The organism is Nitrospirota bacterium, assembly GCA_016180645.1.
GTDB lineage: Bacteria > JACPQY01 > JACPQY01 > JACPQY01 > JACPQY01 > JACPAV01.
In genome coordinates, this window is the sequence record JACPAV010000003.1 from 79,948 (window position 1) to 98,453 (window position 18,506).

Here is an 18,506-nt window from a genome sequence, read left to right on the forward strand (position 1 = left end):
GGTCACGCCCTTCCCACGACCACTTCAACCCGGGTCCCGGTCCTTGGTTCAGAAGCAATCTGCAGGACACCGCCAACGGTCCTCGCGCGGTGGAGCATGTTTTCCAAACCCGTGGACAGGGATCCATTCAACCTTTCCGGATCGAATCCCACGCCGTCGTCCTGGATCGCCAGTCGGAGGCGGCCATCCTCTCGACTCCAATGGACGATCACGCGTTTGGCGGCGGCATGTCGAATGACGTTGGACAGCGCTTCCTGGAAAATTCGCGACAGGTGCAAGCGTAGTTCGGGGCGAAGCGCGCTGGAATCGCGGGTTCCGGCGGCGTCGGGCGGATTCTTGAATTCAAGTTCGATTCCCAACGGAGTGAGGCTGTCGGCGGCATATCGCTTGAGCCAATCCAGAAAATCCTGATCCGTCTCCTGGGACCGAAGGGACCAACTGACCGTTCGAACTTCCTCCAGGCCTGACCGGGCCCGTTTTTCGATCAGCCCGAACAACTGCTCCACATTCGGAACCCGGCTCGGCACTCCGGCGCCTGTGTTCTTGAACGACTGGGCGAGAAGGATAATGTTGGTCAATTCCGAGCCGACCGTGTCGTGGATCTCCCGGCCGAGTCGTTCTCGACTCCGCTGCTCCCCTTCGATGGCCGCATCGTACTCCGACCGTTCGATGAGAAGTTCGATCAACAGACCCGCTTTCCCCACCAGTCGGGTGAGACTGTCCAGCGATTCCCGGTCGTATAACCGACAGTCCACTCGGGGTCCGATACCCACCACGCCCAGAACTTGGCCATTGCGGTCGAGCATGGGCGCGAACGCGGCATCGAGAAGCGAAGGGCTCACTCCATCAAGGTCGTGCACCTCAGCCAGAAGCATCGCGCGTCTCTGAATCTTGAGCCGGGCTTCCAGTGTCAAATGATGTTTCGAAAGAGTCGCCTCGGCCTCGGCGCGACCATCCTCATCGCCGAACCCGTATCTTCGCGGCGCCCCACTGGGCCGGCGAATCCACGCCACCAGCCACGCCGGCTGGAACAGTCGATCCAGAGCCCCTCGCAATTGAACGACAACCGCATCGGGTTCCGTCGCATCGAACAACCGCGTCTGTTCCATCTCGACCGCCTGCGGGCGGGGACTCTCCTCTCCACGCAACAGGCGACGGGCCACGATGAGCAGCTTCTCGCGTTGAAGGTAGAGCAGAGAGACCACAATGCCGCTGGCGGCGAGGCCGGACATCATGACGGACCGGCGATACAGGCCGACCGGCACGTGCGTGTGGGAAAGGATGAGAAAAAGCGCGCCATAAATGACGGCCAAGACAAGCAGACCGGTGATGATAGCGATGCTGGATTCCAGCAATCGATTCACCCGGACAATTCTCCAGGACTCCACCGCCAATCCCATTGCGATGGGAATCGGCAGCAGGACAAGGAGATTCCACTCCTCATCGAGGAGCGATGCTTCACGCAGGACAACTCTCGGGACGTGGAGAAACACGGCGAGCGTCAGGCTGGCCGCAAGGCCGATGAAAATCCACTCCATGCGGGTTCGGTTCACCGCCAAGGGCGCTCGGAGATACGTATCGAACAGGAGGATGACGACCAAGGGCAGGCCCACGGTCCAAAGCGCCCAGAAGAGGAGCGGCGAATCCCAACGGAACAATACGGCCGTCGCCAGAATGATGTACGCCCTGAGAGCCCACGTAAGAACGGGAAGCCTTCGCAAGGGAATACGGGGGGAGGGGAAGATGCTGAGGAAGCGAATCAACTCGACAATCGTCAGGCCCGCCGCAAAGTTGCCGGTGGCAAATATGGCCGCAAAGAGCCGAGTCTCAGGAATGGCGTTCTCCGAGTAGGCCGGCCACCACGTCAGCGCCATGAGTGCGCCTGCCCCGGCAAATTCCATGAACACTTTCCGCGTGAGTTCCGAAGCTCCGCGAAGGTAGACGAGAAGTCCGGTGAGAAAAAATGCAAGTACGATGAGGAGTCGTATGTTGTAGCTCGACCCGAAACGATGACCGCCCCCCGGCTGGGAGGGGTGGAGGACCGCTCGATAAGACCTTCCCTCCCGCTCGACAACGACTCCGAGATCGCCGCTTTTCTTAACCTTCTCGAACAAAGCCGCCTGACTGTCGAGCCACTCACGAAGTCGAGACCGCGAAAGGAAATGAGCTCCCCGACCCCCAAATGGGAGCGACAGCTCGGCGTAGCCGTGGGCGAATCCTACCGGTGAATCGAGCACCCTTGCAAGGCCCCGATTCGCTACCCGGCGGAAACCGGCCTCACTGAGCTGCCCGGAACCGCGGAAGGAGCTCGTCCAGAGCAGCCGGAATGTCTCCCTCCCGGCCCGACCAGAAATGATCCGCGCCGCCTACCACGTGAACCCTCGCGCCGAGTGAGGCGGCCAATCCGTCCACGATGTCTCGAAGACAAAAAGCGTCTTCAGACCCGTAGACAATCCCCACGTTCATCGGTGCCGGCGGGGGATCCCAAGGCGAGATGATCGAGACGGGGGGCGAGATCAGGATCAGCGATTCCGCCCGTCCCCCAACCCGCGCAAACCGAAACGCCACCCATGCGCCGAAGGAATAGCCCACCACCGTCACCCGCTTGACGCGATATTCGCGGCGCACATAGTCCACCACGGCCGCCAGGTCCGCTTGCTCTCCATCCCCGTTGTCGAATGTCCCCTCGCTTTGCCCGACCCCTCTGAAGTTGAACCGGACCCCAAGGCACTTGGCCTCTTTGGCCCAGTCATACGCAGCCATGACGACGCCGTGGTTCATGTCGCCGCCATACTGTGGGTGTGGGTGACACACGATCACCGCCTCGGCAGGGCTCCCCGGATGAGCCTCGATCAGGGCTTCCAGTTTTCCCGCGCTCTTGATGAACAGCTTCCTCTTGATCATGGGGTCTCGACGACCCGATCCTCCCCCCGCCGGCCTGGAAGCGCAAGAAGATTTTGCTTGCCTTTTGCGCATCCTGTATTAAAGTCGTCCCACAAAAAACATGAGTGGTGGGAGTGATGAATCAGTCCAAAAATAGGAGGACAGAATGGCAGGCAAGAGACTACCTTTCGGTGGCATGACGATTAATTTCGGCGGCCAATCGAAAAGCATCGAGGCCGTTTTCGGCGCGAAACCGGTGACCCCCGCTGAAATGAACAAGAAGCTGTGGGCTTACGTGAAGGCTCACAAGCTCGTCAAGAAAGGGTAAGTCGACCGCAATTTCTTCCCCAGGGCGTCCTCGCGCATCGTGCGGGAGGATGGCCTTGGGGAAACTTCCACCGCCCCCCATCACCGCGCCGTGATGGGTGCGCGAGATCCATCCCCGCGAGTCCTCCCTCTCTCGGAGGCCACTCGTCGTTTCGTCCGTCCTTCGATCCAGATGTACCTCGGCGGTTATCCGTTTCCCCACGCCGCCTGCCATGAAATCTTCCGACGGTTCAAAGGCCGGAAGCCGGGCTTCACTGTCATCGTCACGTCCGCCACTTCCGTAAATCTGGCCCCGTGGGTCCGAAATGGACTCATCCGCAAACTCATCAGCTCTTTCAACGGCGACGGCATGCCCTACCCCGCTCCCAATCCGGTCTACACAAAAGCCTACCGTGAGGGCTCGCTCATCTTTGAACACTGGACGATGCTCACCACGGTCCTCCGGCTTTGGGCCGGCGCCCTTCGCATTCCCTTCCTCCCGATGCACTCCGTCATGGGAAGCAGCCTCGAACAAGGCGCGCCGAAATCCTACGCCCGGCTCCGCAACCCCTTCGGCGGGGGCGAGGTCGGATTGGCCTCAGCCCTCGAACCGGACTTGTCTTTCATCCATGGAGTCGTGGGTGATCGATATGGAAGGGTGGTCCTTCCCGTTCCCTACGGCGTGCACGTCTACGGCGCGCTGGCAGCCAAACAGGGAGTGATTGCCACGGTGGAAAAAATCATCTCGCCGAAGCAGATGGACCGCTACACCCACCTGACCATGCTCCCACCGGACCTCGTCCTCGCCGTCTGCGAGGCGCCCTTCGGCGCCCATCCCGCCCCGATGATCTCTCCCGGCGTCCGCGAGGTGGAAAGCTACGGCGAAGACCCCGATTTTGTTCTCGATGTGCGCCGCGCCTGCCGGGAGGATGCAGCCTACGATGCGTGGATCAATCGCTGGATTCTCTCGGCGCGCACCCCCGCCGAGTACGCACGCCGTTTGGGACGTCGTCGATTGGCGGCACTCCATCGGAAGACGCTTCCCGAAACATGGAAGACCGGTCTCCGCGCCATGGCCGCCGTTTCCGAAACGCCCACGCCGCAGGAGAAGATGATTCTTGCGGCCAGCCGGATCATCAAGGAGCGTGCCCGGCAGCATGGTCATCAATGCGTTCTCGCCGGAGTGGGCGCCTCTCACCTTGCCGCCTTCGTCGGATACCGTTCGGTGCGCCGGCCTTCCTTCAAGCTCATGGTCGAAATCGGGACATACGGGTTCGTGCCCGTCGAGGGCGATCCTTTCATTTTCCATTCCCGGAACTTCGCCACAGCCATGCTGAACACGGACATCCTCACGGTTCTGGGCATGTGTCTCCCCCATCCAAAACTTCGGAGCCTCGGCGTCCTCGGGGCCGCCCAAGTGGACCGTTTCGGCAATCTGAACAGTTCCCTGATCCCCGGCGACAAACCGTTTTTCTTGGGCTCCGGCGGAGCCAACGACGTCGCTTCCCTCTCCTCCGCCGTCATCGTGGTGGCCGAACAGTCCAAACAACGCTTTGTGGAGCGGGTCCCCTACATCACCTGTCCGGGCGCGCGCGTCGTGTGCCTCGTCACGCAGCTGGGCGTGTTCGAGCGCCGCGGACGGTCCTTCGTACTGACCGCGCTACAACCCGGCGTGGAAGTGGCGGATGTTCAAGCCGCGTGCGGATGGAAAATCCGCGTCGCCCCCCGCCTTCGCCGACTGCCCCCGCCGAGGCGGGACGCGCTTCGGCTCCTCCGGCAATTCGACCCGCCGCGCTTCTTCCTCGGAAAGTGATCTCCTCCGCGCATCGTTGGCTTGAGGCTGCATCCCTCGTGGTCCTCTGCACCCTGGCCGGATGCGGCGAGTCTCCCGCAAGGCCAATCCCACTCCCCGAAGGCAAATCCTTCGCCCTCGCGTTCATCGACGAAAGCGACAAGGCTTCCCTCGCGGCGGTCCGCCCCGTGTACGATGCGTTCATCGCAGCCGGATTCCGCCCCACCCTCGCCGTGTGGACGCACCGCCCCCGCTTCGATCACACCCAGGACGGTCCGTTCGATGAAGCCCGCACGCCGGGCCACGGCGTGTCACTCGAAGATGAGGCGTGGAGAGAGTACCTCCGGCAACTCAACCTGCGCGGTTTCGAGATCGCCTCCCACAGCGCGTCATCCGGCGACGACCCGCGCGAGATGATGAAGGATTCGTTTGAGAACCACCTGGCCTGGTTTGGCCATGCTCCCCGGATCTTCACGCCCCATCACTACAACCTCGAAACCCCGTACTCCACGGGAGACCTCTGGAGCTTCCCCTTCTCCATGATGGTAAATTGGACCGTCGGACGGGCATCGGAAGGGAGCCGGACGAATTCCCCTTATCGCTGGGACGATTCGTTCAGACGCTACATTCTTTACGCGAAAGGATGGGGAGTCTGGGGCCTCAACACCTTCGCTCGGATGCCGGGGATGCCCGCCCGCCCGACGGGTAGCGCAGAAGGTCCCGCTTGGTTCGCATGTACAAACGGCTACGCGCCGTCCCGATTGCCCGAGCTTTTCTCGGAGGTCCAATTTGAAAAGCTAGCTCGCGAGAAAGGCGTGGCCATCCTGTGCACCCATTTCTCAAGTTTCACCGAAAAGATGCCATCGGGAAATTACGTCTTGCGGCCCTTCGCGCGGGATTTGATCGACTGGCTCTCCCGGCATCCTGATGCGTGGGTCGCTCCCGCCGGAGAGGTCCTGGATGCCCTCGCGCGGCAATCGGGGCGTCACCCGCCCACGTGGCGCGAACAGTCGGGCCTCTTTTCAGACGGACTCCGGAACTACCTGTTCCTCAATAAGCCGTGGACGCGGCGCTATCTCTCAACTCCGGGTGGTTCCTGAGTAGTTGCCTCTCCTCCCGTCGAACCCGACCAGCCAGTTCGTCCGCGGAGGTCCGGCAGCGGCGGCGTGTGTCCAGCACGACGATGTATTCGACATTCATCGGTTTCCGCGAGAATCGCTGAGAGCTGACGCGGTATCGCTTGTAGCCGCGGAGCACCACATCCACGCGGCCCCGTTCTGCATTCGCCCGCAGAATCTCTTCCAAAGGGATCAGGCCGTCCGTACTGTAGCTCGTCAAGATCGTGTGAGCTTTTAGCGAGTGCACCAAATTTCGATACGCCGCGACCGTCTCACCTCGATAATTGTAGGCGCTCCGCCGTTTTGTCCGCCAGTCGGTCCGAATGGCCGATTTCGTGCCCCGTGTGATCCGGTTCGGAACGCTGGGCTTGTCCCACAGGGCGATGGAGTTCAGGACATGGTAGTTGCTCCCGTACGGATGTTGGTTGTAAGGCGGATCGAGATAGGCCACCGCGACCTCGTTCTTGATCTCCTTGGCAAGTGACTCGGAATCCTGGCACGTCGCGGCGTTCTCGAACCCATTGTCGTGGAACACCGCGGGAGTGAGCCGCAGGTCCGTGGCGATCCGATAGAGCGCCGTTTGGGTCTGACCTCCCCACCCCTTGTGAAATCCCTTGAACACCCCGCTCGTATTGCTTCGATAGCACGCCTGGTACAGCAGCGGCGCGAGCAGACACGCTTCTTCTGTCTCGTTGATAAGCCCGGTCTCCCGCCATTCCTGGATCGCGGACCGGATCGCGTCGATCCGAACCCCGTTTTTCCTCATATAGAACATGCGGTCGGCTGAGACATCGTACTTTTCATCCGACCTGGGGCACAGATGCCCCGTAACCCATCCCTTTTTCGGGCGGAGCGAGTTCAGTTCTTCCAGTGCTGCCGCATAACCTCTGAGCCGTTTGAACTTTGGCACTTGATTGCAGGCCACGTAAGTCGTGTTGATGGGCTTTGTGTACGGCTCCCAATCGTTCGCGATCACCCGGAACCCGAGCTGCTTGGCGAATCGGGATACGACACCGCTTCCGGCGAAAAGATCAAGGAAGGTTTCACCGTGACGAACCGGAACATAACCCACCGCCTCTTGAATGAGATCCAGGAGCTTCCGCTTGCTTCCGATATAAGGGATGAGCTGATTGAAAACGTAGTCGTCCGTCCGCGCCGCCGCGTGCCGCGTCGGATCGTACACCGTCATTCGCGCCGCGCCGCGCCCATCCATGATGATTCCCACGTGCATAGTTCGGCCCGGCACGTCTGTCAACCGGGAACTACCGGAGGCCCGCAAGCGTTTGCCGCGCATCCGGCCGATCTGTAAGATGCGCGGATGAAATTCCCAGCCGGTGGAATGTCCCGCGAGCGCGTTCTCACCACCATGAAGGAGATGGGAGCCCAGGATGCCAACTGGAGAGACGGGCGAACGTGGAGCCTGGTTTTCTTCGCGGGGCAGGATGTTCTGGACGTCATCAAGGAAGCTCACGCCATGTTCATGTCCGAAAACGGGCTCAGTCCGATCGCGTTCCCGAGCCTGCGCCGGTTCGAAGCCGAGGTCGTGGCCATGACCGCTTCGATGCTGGGCGGCGGACCCAACGCCGCAGGCACGATGACCTCCGGTGGCACCGAGAGCCTCCTCATGACGGTGAAGGCGGCGCGGGAACGCGCACGGGCCGAGCGGAATGTGACTCAGCCTGAAATGATCCTCCCCATCACCGCGCATCCCGCGTTCCAAAAGGCTGCCCACTATTTCAACGTGAAGCCCGTCTACATCCCCCTTCGCGATGATCTCCGCGCCGATGTTGACGCCGCCCGCAAGGCGGTCAACGGGAATACGGTCCTCATGGTGGGTTCCGCTCCAGGCTATCCTCACGGCGTGGTCGATCCGATTCGGGAACTCGCCGCCATCGCACAGGAAACCAACATCAGCTTTCACGTGGACGCCTGCCTCGGCGGTTTCCTGCTCCCGTGGGTGAAAAAACTGGGATACGCCATCCCCGATTTCGATCTGAGCGTGCCCGGCGTCACGTCGATCTCCGCGGACATCCACAAGTACGGCTACGCCGCGAAAGGCGCCTCCACGATCATCTACCGCGACGAAGCTTTGCGACGACACCAGTTCTTCGTTCACATGGATTGGCCCGGCGGGATTTATGCGTCCCCCAGCATGACCGGCACGCGTCCGGGCGGTGCGATTGCCGCGGCATGGGCCGTAATGAATTACCTGGGGGAAGAGGGCTATCTCCGCCTCGCCAAGACAATCATGGTGACCGCCCATCGATTGATGAACGGGATCCGTGAAATTCCTGAATTGAAATTGCTCGGCCGGCCCGACATGAGCGTGTTTGCGTTCAATTCAGATCGCCTGAATGTGTATCAGCTCGGGGAAGAAATGGAAAAACGCGGCTGGAGGCTGGATCGGCAGCAATTGCCGCCAAGCCTCCACATGATGGTCACTCCGGCCCATGAAACCATCGTCGAACCTTTTCTCTCCGATCTGAAGGCCTGCGTGCAAACCGTGAAAGCTGCGGGAGATACGCCCGTCACAGGCCAGGCTGCATTATACGGAATGGTGACGTCGCTGTCCGACAAAGGCCCGGCGAGAGAAATGGTGCTGGATTTCCTGAACCAGCTCCTGAAACCGGGAGACTGATCCGGTACCTTGAGCATTCCCGTCCTCGGCATTGTTGCGGTTGCCCACGCCGTCGAAACGATCACCGGTTTCGGCGCGACGATCATCGCGCTGTCGGCCGGGGCGTTTTTTCTTCCTCTGGATTCGCTCGTTGTCGCCCTGGTCCTCGTGGGATGGCTCCAGAGTCTCTGGCTCGTAGCGCGTGGCTTCCGCCACGTGGAATGGAAGTTTCTCCTTTACCAGGTTCTCCCGCTCTGCGGAATCGGTTTCCCCTTGGGAATTTTCGGGTTCGCGAAATTCCCGCAGCACCACCTCAAGACGGCCCTCGGCCTCTTCGTCGTCGCGGTGGCCGCCATGGAACTCCTTCGACTCCGCCGGGAAAAGGTCACCTCCAAGGAACTCCCTTTTGCAGCTCGCGCGGGACTCCTCGCCGCCGGCGGTTTTTTTCATGGTCTATTCGCCACCGGTGGACCCCTGGTGGTGTACTTTGCCAGCCGGGCCATTCTGGACAAGTCGCGTTTCCGTTCGACGCTCTCCGCCCTCTGGCTCATTCTCAACTCCATTCTGATCCTTTCCTACCTCGCCACCTCGCGCCTTCAACGCGAACCCGCCCTTCTTGCCGCGTCGCTCCTGCCCGCGCTGGCGATCGGGATTCTGGCCGGCGAGCAGCTCCATTCGCGGGTGAACGAGGTGGTCTTCCGAATCCTGGTCCAGGTTGTCCTGATCTTGACCGGCGCTTTCCTGCTGGCATGATCCCACGATGATCACCGCGGAATCAGGGCTGCAAATCGCGATCCTCCTCGCCGTACCCGCCTGTCTCACCTGGCTGGAGCCTAGAGTTAAGATCGTCAAGACTTTCAGCCCGGTGGTTCTTTGCTACGGGGCCGGGATTGTGCTCGCGAATCAGCCGTGGATGGCATTCGACCGGCCCGTTTCCCTCGGTCTGGGCCAGGTCGCCATCGCCTTCGCCATCCCACTCCTCCTTTTCTCCGCGGATCTTGTCGGATGGCTGAAGCTCGCCCGAACGACCGTTATCGCCTTCGGATTCGCCATCCTATCCGTGGGTGTGATCTCCGCCGCCGCTCATTTCGTTTTCTCGGACCGGGTGGCCGACAGTTGGAAAATCTCCGGAATGCTGGCCGGAGTCTACACCGGCGGAACCGTCAACATGGCAGCGATTGCCACGGCGTTGAAAATCCCCTCCGAAACCTTCATTCTGGTCAACGCATCGGACATCATCGTGACCAGTTTCTATCTCCTGTTCCTGGTGACCCTTGCGGGGCGAGTCTTTGGAATGGTGCTCCGGCCATTCGCCTTCTCCACGGCGACGGGCGCGACGGAAGAAACGGCTCGAGAACCTGCCCGTGTATGCCACCTGATCATGGGGGTGGCTCTCGCCTTGGCCGTCGTTGCCGGAGGGTGGGCCATCGGCCAACTCATCCCCCAGACCAGCCGTGAACCGGTCATGATCCTCGGCATTTCATCGCTCGCCGTAGTCGCATCCCTCATTCCGCGAGTTCGACGCCTCCCCGGAACAAATGCGACTGGGACGTTCGCCCTCCTGGTATTCTGCATCGCGCTCGGCAGCACGGTGGATATGAAGCAAGTGCTCTCCTCAAGCCCCGTGCTGCTCGTCTACACGGCCTTCGTCGTCGCGGGTTCCGTACTCCTCCACTTGATTCTCTGTGCCGTTGCCCGGATAGATAGGGACACCATGATCATCACGTCCACCGCTGGAATTTACGGACCCGCCTTCATCCCGCCTATTGCCGCCGCCCTCGGAAACAAGGAGATCATTCTTTCCGGAATTGCGACCGGCCTTGTGGGCTACGCCGTGGCGAACTACTTCGGGCTTGGCCTGGCATGGATGCTCCGATGAGAGGGAGGTTCCCGCGCCTCCTGTTGCTCATCGGGTTCATCACGGCCACGGTGGCCGTGCAGCAAGCACGGGCCGGATTCACCGAAACGGCCCCGAAGGGCGTCTTCCTGATCGATGAGAGCATCAATTTTTCCCGCGTGGACTCGATGTTCGACAATCGGGGACGCCCTCGCCCCCTTGCGGACGATCTCGTGCGGTACGAACCGGGCGGCGGCCTCCAGGGCGTGATCACGGTGGACGCGGTGTCACGGTACACCATCCTCGTCAATCAATTGCACTACGGCCTCACGCCGTCCATGACCCTCGGTGTGGGCATCCCCGTGGTCGTCGAAACGACCATCGACCCGGGGCTCGGGTGGATCCCCGGCGACTACCAGCCCGGCCTCGGCCGCTCGTACAACGAACAGGATTTCTGGGAATGGGCCGCCAGCATGGGGCAGCCGCGGCCGGGAGCTATCACCGGCAACAAAGGGGTGCTCGCGGACTCGTTTGTCGGCGTTCGCTATCGCTTCTCTGATCGTTTCCCGTGGTTTGCGGAGCGGTCGCTGGCCTCCAGCCTCACGGTTTTCGGCGCCATCCCTACGGGGCGCCCACCTGAACCCGAGGAAGTGGTCGCCTCCGGTACAACCGCCTGGGATCTTCACTTTCAGGGTGAATACGGTACCCACCTCGCGGTAGATAAGAATTTCCCCGGATGGCTGGATGGACGATGGTCCTTCGGCGTGGATACCTTTTACGAAATGCTGATCCCTCATGAATACACAACGCCCACCGGATCGGAAAATCCGCTCATCCTCACGCAATCGCCGTATGCAGGGGCGACGTACGTCCTCGACCCCGGGGATTTTCTAGGGCTCTCGCTCCAAACCGAGTTCGTAGCATGGCGGGGGGCCCCCAGGGCAACGTGGCTGAACAGACGGGACCCGGCCGCGGCCGACCGCTTTCCGCCCATCCTGCAACTGGGAATGAGGTACACGTTCAACGCCTTGGGCCAATCCGATTGGCAATCCGATTCCGAAATCTGGGAATGGGATCGGGAGAAACTCTGGCGACCCGGTTACAAGAATATCCTGACCCCCCAGATCACCCTGAGCCTGCTTCGCGTGGGAATCCCCCTCCAAGCGTACGCGTACTACAGAAACATCACATGGATCCCGGGGAAGAATTCGCGCGCCGTCGACACCTTCATCTTCGGAGCCCGCGTCCCGCTCAAGTTTTGACATGCGCCTCCCGTTCATCTCCTCCATGTCACGACCTACGGCTTGCGGCTTACGGCTCACGACTCACGGCTCACGACTCACGATTTACGGCTTGCTACTCACTCTCACAACGTTTTCCTGCGGTGCCACCTCCTACCTTTGGTACCGCTTGGCCCCCGACTACCCGCGAGACCGATCCGAAACCCTGGCCATCGAAGGACTATCCGACCCGGTGGAAATCTATCTCGACGCCTATGGCATCCCCCATATTGAAGCGAAGAACGAGCCGGACCTTGTCCGGGCCACCGGCTTCATGCAGGCGCGGAATCGGTTCTTCCAAATGGACGTGCTGCGCCGAATCGCCCGAGGCCGGCTCTCGGAACTCGTGGGCGAACAGAAACTCTTTTCCGGGACCACCGTTGAATTCGATCGCACCATGCGAAGCTGGGGCCTCGAAGAGGCGGCCCTCGCCGAAAACGGTACCATGACCCCCGAGACGAAGGCGATTCTGGAAGTGTTTGCACAAGGCGTGAACGCAGGACTGAAACGCCATCCCCCCATCGAGTACCGCATGCTCCGTGTAGAACCGGAACCCTGGACCACGGTCGACTCCCTCGCACTCGGCTATTTCAACGGGTGGACCGTTTCACACAACTGGCACCAGGAAACATCGAGGCTCCTCCTGGCCCTTCACGGCGGCATCGATCGGGCGGAGAAGATCTACGGATCTTCACCCTGGAGCAGCGGATACTCGCTCCCCACCTCCGGTCCACCGCGTCCACTTCCCCCGGCCATCGTGGATGGGGTTCGTCAGATCTTTCCATCCCGCCCGTTTTCATCCCATGGACATGCGCCAGAGCATGCCGCAAACAGGTTCGATCTGTCCACCGTTTTCCCCTCCGCCGCAAGCAACTCCTGGGTTGTTTCCGGCAATCGGTCCTTTTCCGGCAAACCCATCGTGGCCAATGACCCCCATCTCGTTCACCTCCTCCCCTCCATTCTGTTTCAGCAGCACCTCACGTGCCCGGGGCTGGATGTCATCGGCGCAACGCTCCCTGGAGTTCCGTACGTGCTCACCGGACACAATCGGAACGTCGCCTGGGGAACGACATCTTCAGTGGCGGATGTGATCGATCTCTACATCGAGCGCACGGTGCCGGGCGACCCCGCGCAAGTGGAGGGGCCGGCCGGCAATTATGCGTTGACCCGGCAGGACATCGACATTCGAGTTCGCCGGGGGTCGAAACTGGAATCACGTCGATTCATCCTGCGGAAAACACGCAACGGCCCCCTCCTGAATGACGTGTATCCGGGTCTCCTGCCCGAGTGGGCTCCTCCGGTATCCATCCACTGGGACCTTTCCGGCACCTCCGCGGGGCTGGATGCCCTCCGGGGGGCCAATCGGGCAACCACGGTGGCAGACCTTTATGCCGCCCTCCTGGGGTTCCCGTCGCCCCCTCAGGCTTGGAGCACCGCGGACCGCGAAGGCCGGATTGCCTTTTTCACGACGGGACGAATTCCCATCCGGCCCCACCACTTGGGCACTTTCCCCGTGCCGGGCTGGACCGATCGCTATTCATCGTCGGGCGCCCTCAGCGGTGAGTCGATGCCGTTCGGCATGGATTCACCCGAAGGCTTCTTCGCGCACGGCAACAACCTCGTTCAAGATCCGCTGCGCACGGATGGCTTCCTTCAAATCGACAGCGCCCCATCTTATCGCGCTGAGCGGATCTCGGAGTTGATTCGGCAAACGCCACGGCACGACCGAGCTTCCTTTGCCGCCATTCATTCGGACGTCTACCTTATACGGGCCAAGCGGCTTCTTCCCCACTTTCTTGCCGACCTCGATGCGCTCCGTGGAGAGAGCACGATGGCAACCGCCGCTGTGGATCTTCTTCATCAATGGGACCTCCGGGCAACCACCGATTCGTCCGCCACCACCATTTTCTTCGTGACCTACCGCGAGGCCATCATCGAAGCGCTTGGCGACGAGGTGGACGAGCGCGGGCTGGAGTTCATCCTCTCCCAACGCTATTCCACCAATGTCACCGATGAATGGGTCGAAAATCCCGACCACGTGGTGTGGGACCACCGCGGCACTCCTAAGATCGAACACAGGGCCGAGGTAATCCGTGCCGCATTCCGCCGCGCGCTGCTCGATCTTTCCAGGAGCCAGGGAAGGGACCCGGCGACATGGCGATGGGGTCGCCTCCACGATCTCAACACCAAACATCTTTTTGGATCGAAAAGACTTCTTGCCGGTTTCTTCAACCTTCCCCGCGAGGAAGCTCCCGGCGCCCTCGATTCCGTCTGGAAAGCCCATTTCGACCTGGGCCAACCTGAGACTCCGTTCCGAGACATGGCCGGCCCGGCCTATCGAATGATCGTCGATCTCGCGGACATGGACCATGCGTCATGGGTAGTGGACACGGGCGCTTCCGGCTGGCCCGGCTCGCCCCATTATGGCGACCAACGGCCCCGCTGGCTCAAGGGGGAGTACCTCCCCATGATGGCGAACTGGGTGGAGATCCGATCCTCCGCCACCGCCAGGCTCAGCTTGCGGCCCGGCGACTCCCGATGAGTTCTCCCGAGTCGTTCTTTGTCCCGCAAGGGCCGCGATTCGTCGCCACGGAACTCACCCGCGGGCCGTGGAGCCCCGATCACCAACACGGGGGACCGAGCTCGGCACTACTCGCGCGCGCGATCGAGAGGCTGCCGTCGGATGGTCCAGTCTTCCAAGTAGCCCGCATGACGGTCGAGTTTCTGCGTCCGATTCCCATAGCCGAATTCGAGCTCCGGACGGAAATCGTCCGCTCAGGGAAGAAGACCCGAATCGTCACGGCTTGGCTGGAAACGAGCGGCAAGCGCATCGTCCAGGCCACGGGACTCTGCATCCGGCGGGCTGACGTCCCCGTGCCTGCCGTGCCCGTGCCGGCCGTGGAGCCTCCCATTCCGTCGCCCGAAGAATCCGCCGTGTTCCAATTCCCGTTCTTCATGGATTCCGTTGGATATCACACCGCGATGGAAGGACGACTCGCGCGCGGGGTCTATGGTCAGGGCCCCACCAGTATGTGGATGCGGATGCGAGTCCCGGTGGTCCCGGGAGAAACGCCGTCTCCCGTTCAGCGCGTCATGGCCGCAGCTGATTCCGGCAATGGCGTGAGCGTGGTGCTGGATGTCTTCAAATACACCTTCATCAATCCGGATCTGACCGTCTATCTTCATCGGCCCATGGAGGGCGAGTGGGTTTGTCTGGATGCCGCCACCATCCCCGAGTCCAAAGGCGTCGGCCTCGCCGATACGCGCCTGCACGACTCCCGCGGCCCCATCGGCCGCTCCGTCCAGAGCCTCATCCTTGAGCGGCGGCCAGGCGGATGAAATCGTCAGGTGTCTCTCAGTCCTGATTCCCCGCCAGTGCGAAGTCGTGCCGCTGTACACCTACCCGCGAAAAAATGTACAATTGACTGCAAAGGAGGACCATTGGAGCCAAAAGCGGAGGATCCACTAGATCTGACTTCTGTCTTGCGTGAGGAGCACAGTGGCAAATGGGTCGCTCTGACGCGCGACTACTCGCGTGTTGTTGCATCAGGAGAAAGCATGGCCGAGGTTTCTCACAAGGCTGAAGGCCAGGATTTCGTGATGATGCTGGTACCGGACTTTGACCGCGCCTTCGCACCTCAATCTCAAGTTTAGGTACTGCAAAGTACCGTGCAACCCGTCCAAAGCGCACCCCACGAGGACATTTATTTGGATGCCGCTGGTCGAGATCAAGCTTCGTAGGGGCAAGCTCCAAACGGCACCATTCAGGGCACTCGTGGATACAGGCGCAGACTACTGCCTTTTTCCCACCGATGCGGCGGTCGCTATTGGAATTGATCCTGTGGAGAACGAACGGGAGGTGCCCATCGGCGGAATTGCCGGCCAAGTAAAGGCCAATTTCCACTCCGCGAGCATCGTGCTGGGCGGCCATGAGATTCCGTGTGACGTCGGATTCGCCCAGCAGCCGTTCAATACATGTTTGCTCGGCCGCGAGGGTTTTCTGAACAATTTCGCAGTGACCTTCGACGCCATCAGAAACGAAATCACTTTCAAGTCCAGAAGCTGACGAATGGCCCCATCGGCCGCTCGGTCCAACGTTCAGGATCGTTGCGGAACCTTGACGAGTCGTCCCCCTTCACCTTCGCCCGGGGAATCCGTCATTCACCTCCCGTCTGGCCATGCCTCCTGAGAAGAGTGATTGGCGTCATGTTGCCATCCTACGGGCAATCACGCTCCGTGAGGGTTCGGCCAAATGTTTTGCATGGCGACGACTTGCCCCTCAACCAGAACGGGCAGGACCAAAGTCGAAAGTCCTGATCCTACAGCCTTGTCGCGCGATATCGGCGGTGCCATAATAGGTAAGGTTGTGAACGGCAAGATGACCGGTGAAATCTTTCTGGAGAATACTGAAAGCAACCTTTCCAAGCCGACGTGTACGCCCTCCTACTCAAGTTCCAAAGTCCGTAGATTGAAATGCGCTTCAACTTGATGATTCCTCGCGGCTTGCCGCGGGGAGGTTCATTTGTTTCGTGAAGGTTCCATCGCGAAGATAGACTCGCAGATATTGGGGAGATGAGCCGCACCAAGCGTGTCCTCGCAATTCTCTCCGTTGTTCCTATCCTGAATTGCGAAGGAGATAAAGATTCGCTGGAGGCTCCGTCTCCAGATGTGTCGACAAGCATTCGTGAGCTGGCGGCATTCCCATCCGAAGATGCGCTCTACTCCCGATATCCCGACCGCAAGAGAGGCAGGTGCAGGCCGATGGACGGGCCAGCCTCGGCCGCGGCCATTGAGTTGACGTTCAGAAGCTCACACGAGATACGCTTGGAAGAGGAATTGGCTGGCCAAATTGAATGCGCAACCAATCTCGTGAAGGATCTATTTCCCGAGTTTCGTAGTGCCAAGCCGCTTATTCGGTTTCAGCCTAGCGAAATCCTGCTCCGGTTGAAATCGGGATTCGGCCCGATGCTCGACAACGGTACGGTTGCTGAGCCGGCCTCGGCGCTTGGACAATTCTTATCAACGCTTCCGGTCAAGCAATCACGACAACTTCCGATCTCATCCAATCTTTTCATGCTCGAGTTCAACGAGCCACTGAACGGCTACGAGCTCGCCAAACAGCTTAGATCGTTGCAAGAAGTTTCAGACGCCTCACCCAACTTCCTGGTGCTGAACGGCCCGGACCTTGGGATCGGCCACAAGGGCAATCACTACTACGTTGTGGTCAAGACGTGCTCGCAAGACGGCCGCATTCAGTGTTCCAGTGAAATGTTCACGTACTTCGTCGTTAATGAAGCCATGACGGAAGTGGTTCGAGTCGGACATCTGGGGAGCATAGAGCGGCCGCTGGTCCCGCTCTGGAACATCCCCCCTGCATACCCTGCCACCGCGTTCAAGGATGCCGACCAGTTGTTTGAGACGCTTCAGTCCTCCCCGTTCTGGTGGGTGCGTCTTCATGCCGCTGAGGTGGTCGGCCAACTTCTTGTTCTTGATTCGCCGAGCACCGCCGTAGATTGGGACCGGCAATCCGGACAACATACCGCGTACGATTCGCTTCGGGCCCAAGTGCTCGCAAGGCAGCCGCAAGCTCTATCCATTCTGAGCTCCGCGGCAGAGGACTCGGACGAGGATGCTCAGAAGAGCGCAAGAACGTGGCTTGGCGAGATGGATATTACTCAAAATCAAGATTGGCGTGAGGTGGTCGATTTGGGCTTCAGGTCCCTCGGCCAAATTGCTCTGGCGCGAGCATTCAGGGGTTCCGGGAAGGGCAAAACCGCCACCGGTGCATATGAGATCAGGGTAACGAAAGACCGTTTTCTGGGAGATTGCCCGGCCGAAACCCTCTTGGCCACAGACTTCCAGATCAACCTTGGGCTGTCGCTAGAGGAAGCCGAACTGTACGTACGAAAGAGATTGGAAGGCTGCTCGGGAGATTGCGGGAGTGGTTCCCTTGAGATTGTGCAGCAAGGGGGTCAAATAATACTGAAAGCGGTTGCGGATGATGATGAAGATGCCTATGGCGGCGTGGAGGCGAACGGCACATTTTTCGTAACCATTCCCGACCACGTGGAATTTGATTCCCCTGCGAATTCGCACATCACCCAATGGCGCGGTGAGATCGCAGATGGCCGGATCAAGGGAAGCGCCCGATCCCGGCTACATCGCGATCTCGAACACGCATTTATAGAGCAATGTGATCGCACTCAGGGGGTGTGCATCGCCAAGCTCCTTCCACCGATTGATTGCACGGCTCTGGTTGAATTCGAGGGCAAGGTGAAGTGAGCGCTTACTCAAATCGAAACAGAGATTCCCAGCCTCTACCAAGGAGCAGCATCGCTCTTCACTCATAGGTAAACTCTCGTTCTGAGTATTGAGCAGCGGAGCCTTCCTCGGAAGCGGGCCGGAACATGGTCCACTGCCTGTATCTTTCTCCTGCCACCAAAACGGTTTCATCGACTGTAGACCCACGAGGACTGTCCTGTACACAACCGCTGGGAACCATCCCGAACCGTAACCGTGTGCCTGGATCGGTCGAATAAGGTTCAGACGGACAGAGAAAGTGCCAGACCTTCACCGGGTAAATTGTGGATAGTTTGCCAGACTGCTGGGTGACGAGTCTGCTCATTCCCAACTCTGTGACCTTGTAGCGACTGCTGAACACGAAGAAGAGTGC

The 18,506-nt window shown here is 60.3% G+C and carries 15 protein-coding genes; 12 read left to right on the plus strand and 3 right to left on the minus strand.

Features of this window, described 5'->3' with window-relative positions; genetic code table 11:
• Positions 1-2: 2 nt before the first annotated feature.
• Complete coding sequence (locus HYT87_01955) at positions 3-2,114, minus strand: sensor histidine kinase (protein MBI2058514.1); 2,112 nt, start codon at positions 2,112-2,114, stop codon at positions 3-5.
• Positions 2,115-2,277: 163 nt separating this feature from the next.
• Entirely contained in the window at positions 2,278-2,904 is a 627-nt protein-coding gene (locus HYT87_01960) for an alpha/beta fold hydrolase (GenBank protein MBI2058515.1), read from the minus strand.
• A 145-nt stretch (positions 2,905-3,049) separates the two neighbouring features.
• On the opposite strand from HYT87_01960, the gene HYT87_01965 reads away from it, so the two are divergent.
• Genes HYT87_01965 through HYT87_01975 form a run of 3 tightly spaced genes read left to right on the plus strand, consistent with a single transcriptional unit; the run spans position 3,050 to position 6,081 of the window.
• Positions 3,050-3,211 (plus strand): hypothetical protein, encoded by a 162-nt coding sequence (locus HYT87_01965; protein MBI2058516.1) that lies wholly within the window; start codon positions 3,050-3,052, stop codon positions 3,209-3,211.
• Between the two features lie 39 nt (positions 3,212-3,250).
• The gene (locus HYT87_01970) at positions 3,251-5,002 is read left to right on the plus strand and encodes a hypothetical protein (GenBank protein MBI2058517.1); all 1,752 of its coding nucleotides are present in this window, start codon (positions 3,251-3,253) and stop codon (positions 5,000-5,002) included.
• A gap of 38 nt (positions 5,003-5,040) precedes the next feature.
• Positions 5,041-6,081, plus strand: coding sequence for a hypothetical protein (locus HYT87_01975; GenBank protein ID MBI2058518.1), 1,041 nt, complete (start codon positions 5,041-5,043; stop codon positions 6,079-6,081).
• Here HYT87_01975 and HYT87_01980 read toward each other — a convergent pair.
• Positions 6,032-7,330 (minus strand): DNA adenine methylase, encoded by a 1,299-nt coding sequence (locus HYT87_01980; protein ID MBI2058519.1) that lies wholly within the window; start codon positions 7,328-7,330, stop codon positions 6,032-6,034. The genes HYT87_01975 and HYT87_01980 overlap by 50 nt on opposite strands.
• An 87-nt stretch (positions 7,331-7,417) precedes the next feature.
• Here HYT87_01980 and HYT87_01985 point away from each other — a divergent pair, with 87 nt between their 5' ends.
• The 9 genes from HYT87_01985 (at position 7,418) to HYT87_02025 (ending at position 18,115) form a co-directional block, all read left to right on the plus strand.
• The gene (locus tag HYT87_01985) at positions 7,418-8,737 is read left to right on the plus strand and encodes an aspartate aminotransferase family protein (protein MBI2058520.1); all 1,320 of its coding nucleotides are present in this window, start codon (positions 7,418-7,420) and stop codon (positions 8,735-8,737) included.
• Positions 8,738-8,746: 9 nt separating this feature from the next.
• A complete protein-coding gene (locus tag HYT87_01990; GenBank protein MBI2058521.1) occupies positions 8,747-9,469 on the plus strand; it encodes a sulfite exporter TauE/SafE family protein in 723 nt (240 codons plus the stop codon).
• Between the two features lie 7 nt (positions 9,470-9,476).
• Entirely contained in the window at positions 9,477-10,595 is a 1,119-nt protein-coding gene (locus tag HYT87_01995) for a DUF819 family protein (protein MBI2058522.1), read from the plus strand.
• On the plus strand, positions 10,592-11,815 hold the full coding sequence (locus HYT87_02000; GenBank protein ID MBI2058523.1) for a hypothetical protein: 1,224 nt from the start codon (positions 10,592-10,594) through the stop codon (positions 11,813-11,815). Before HYT87_01995 ends, HYT87_02000 begins: the two co-directional genes overlap by 4 nt.
• A 25-nt stretch (positions 11,816-11,840) precedes the next feature.
• Complete coding sequence (locus tag HYT87_02005; GenBank protein ID MBI2058524.1) at positions 11,841-14,375, plus strand: penicillin acylase family protein; 2,535 nt, start codon at positions 11,841-11,843, stop codon at positions 14,373-14,375.
• Entirely contained in the window at positions 14,372-15,172 is an 801-nt protein-coding gene (locus HYT87_02010; protein MBI2058525.1) for a thioesterase family protein, read from the plus strand. Before HYT87_02005 ends, HYT87_02010 begins: the two co-directional genes overlap by 4 nt.
• 144 nt (positions 15,173-15,316) lie before the next feature.
• Positions 15,317-15,487, plus strand: a complete 171-nt coding sequence (locus HYT87_02015) for a hypothetical protein (protein ID MBI2058526.1) — start codon at positions 15,317-15,319, stop codon at positions 15,485-15,487.
• A 58-nt stretch (positions 15,488-15,545) separates the two neighbouring features.
• A complete protein-coding gene (locus HYT87_02020; protein MBI2058527.1) occupies positions 15,546-15,899 on the plus strand; it encodes a retroviral-like aspartic protease family protein in 354 nt (117 codons plus the stop codon).
• Between the two features lie 695 nt (positions 15,900-16,594).
• Positions 16,595-18,115 (plus strand): hypothetical protein, encoded by a 1,521-nt coding sequence (locus tag HYT87_02025; protein MBI2058528.1) that lies wholly within the window; start codon positions 16,595-16,597, stop codon positions 18,113-18,115.
• Positions 18,116-18,506: the final 391 nt, after the last annotated feature.

Excerpts from the sequence above, each read along its gene's own strand:
- HYT87_01960 (MBI2058515.1), bottom strand. The coding sequence starts at position 2,904 with ATGATCAAGAGGAAGCTGTTCATCAAGAGCGCGGGAAAACTGGAAGCC.
- HYT87_01965 (MBI2058516.1), top strand. The coding sequence starts at position 3,050 with ATGGCAGGCAAGAGACTACCTTTCGGTGGCATGACGATTAATTTCGGC.
- HYT87_01980 (MBI2058519.1), bottom strand. The coding sequence starts at position 7,330 with ATGCACGTGGGAATCATCATGGATGGGCGCGGCGCGGCGCGAATGACG.
- HYT87_01985 (MBI2058520.1), top strand. The coding sequence starts at position 7,418 with ATGAAATTCCCAGCCGGTGGAATGTCCCGCGAGCGCGTTCTCACCACC.
- HYT87_01995 (MBI2058522.1), top strand. The coding sequence starts at position 9,477 with ATGATCACCGCGGAATCAGGGCTGCAAATCGCGATCCTCCTCGCCGTA.
- HYT87_02000 (MBI2058523.1), top strand. The coding sequence starts at position 10,592 with ATGAGAGGGAGGTTCCCGCGCCTCCTGTTGCTCATCGGGTTCATCACG.
- HYT87_02005 (MBI2058524.1), top strand. The coding sequence starts at position 11,841 with ATGTCACGACCTACGGCTTGCGGCTTACGGCTCACGACTCACGGCTCA.
- HYT87_02010 (MBI2058525.1), top strand. The coding sequence starts at position 14,372 with ATGAGTTCTCCCGAGTCGTTCTTTGTCCCGCAAGGGCCGCGATTCGTC.
- HYT87_02020 (MBI2058527.1), top strand. The coding sequence starts at position 15,546 with ATGCCGCTGGTCGAGATCAAGCTTCGTAGGGGCAAGCTCCAAACGGCA.
- HYT87_02025 (MBI2058528.1), top strand. The coding sequence starts at position 16,595 with ATGGACGGGCCAGCCTCGGCCGCGGCCATTGAGTTGACGTTCAGAAGC.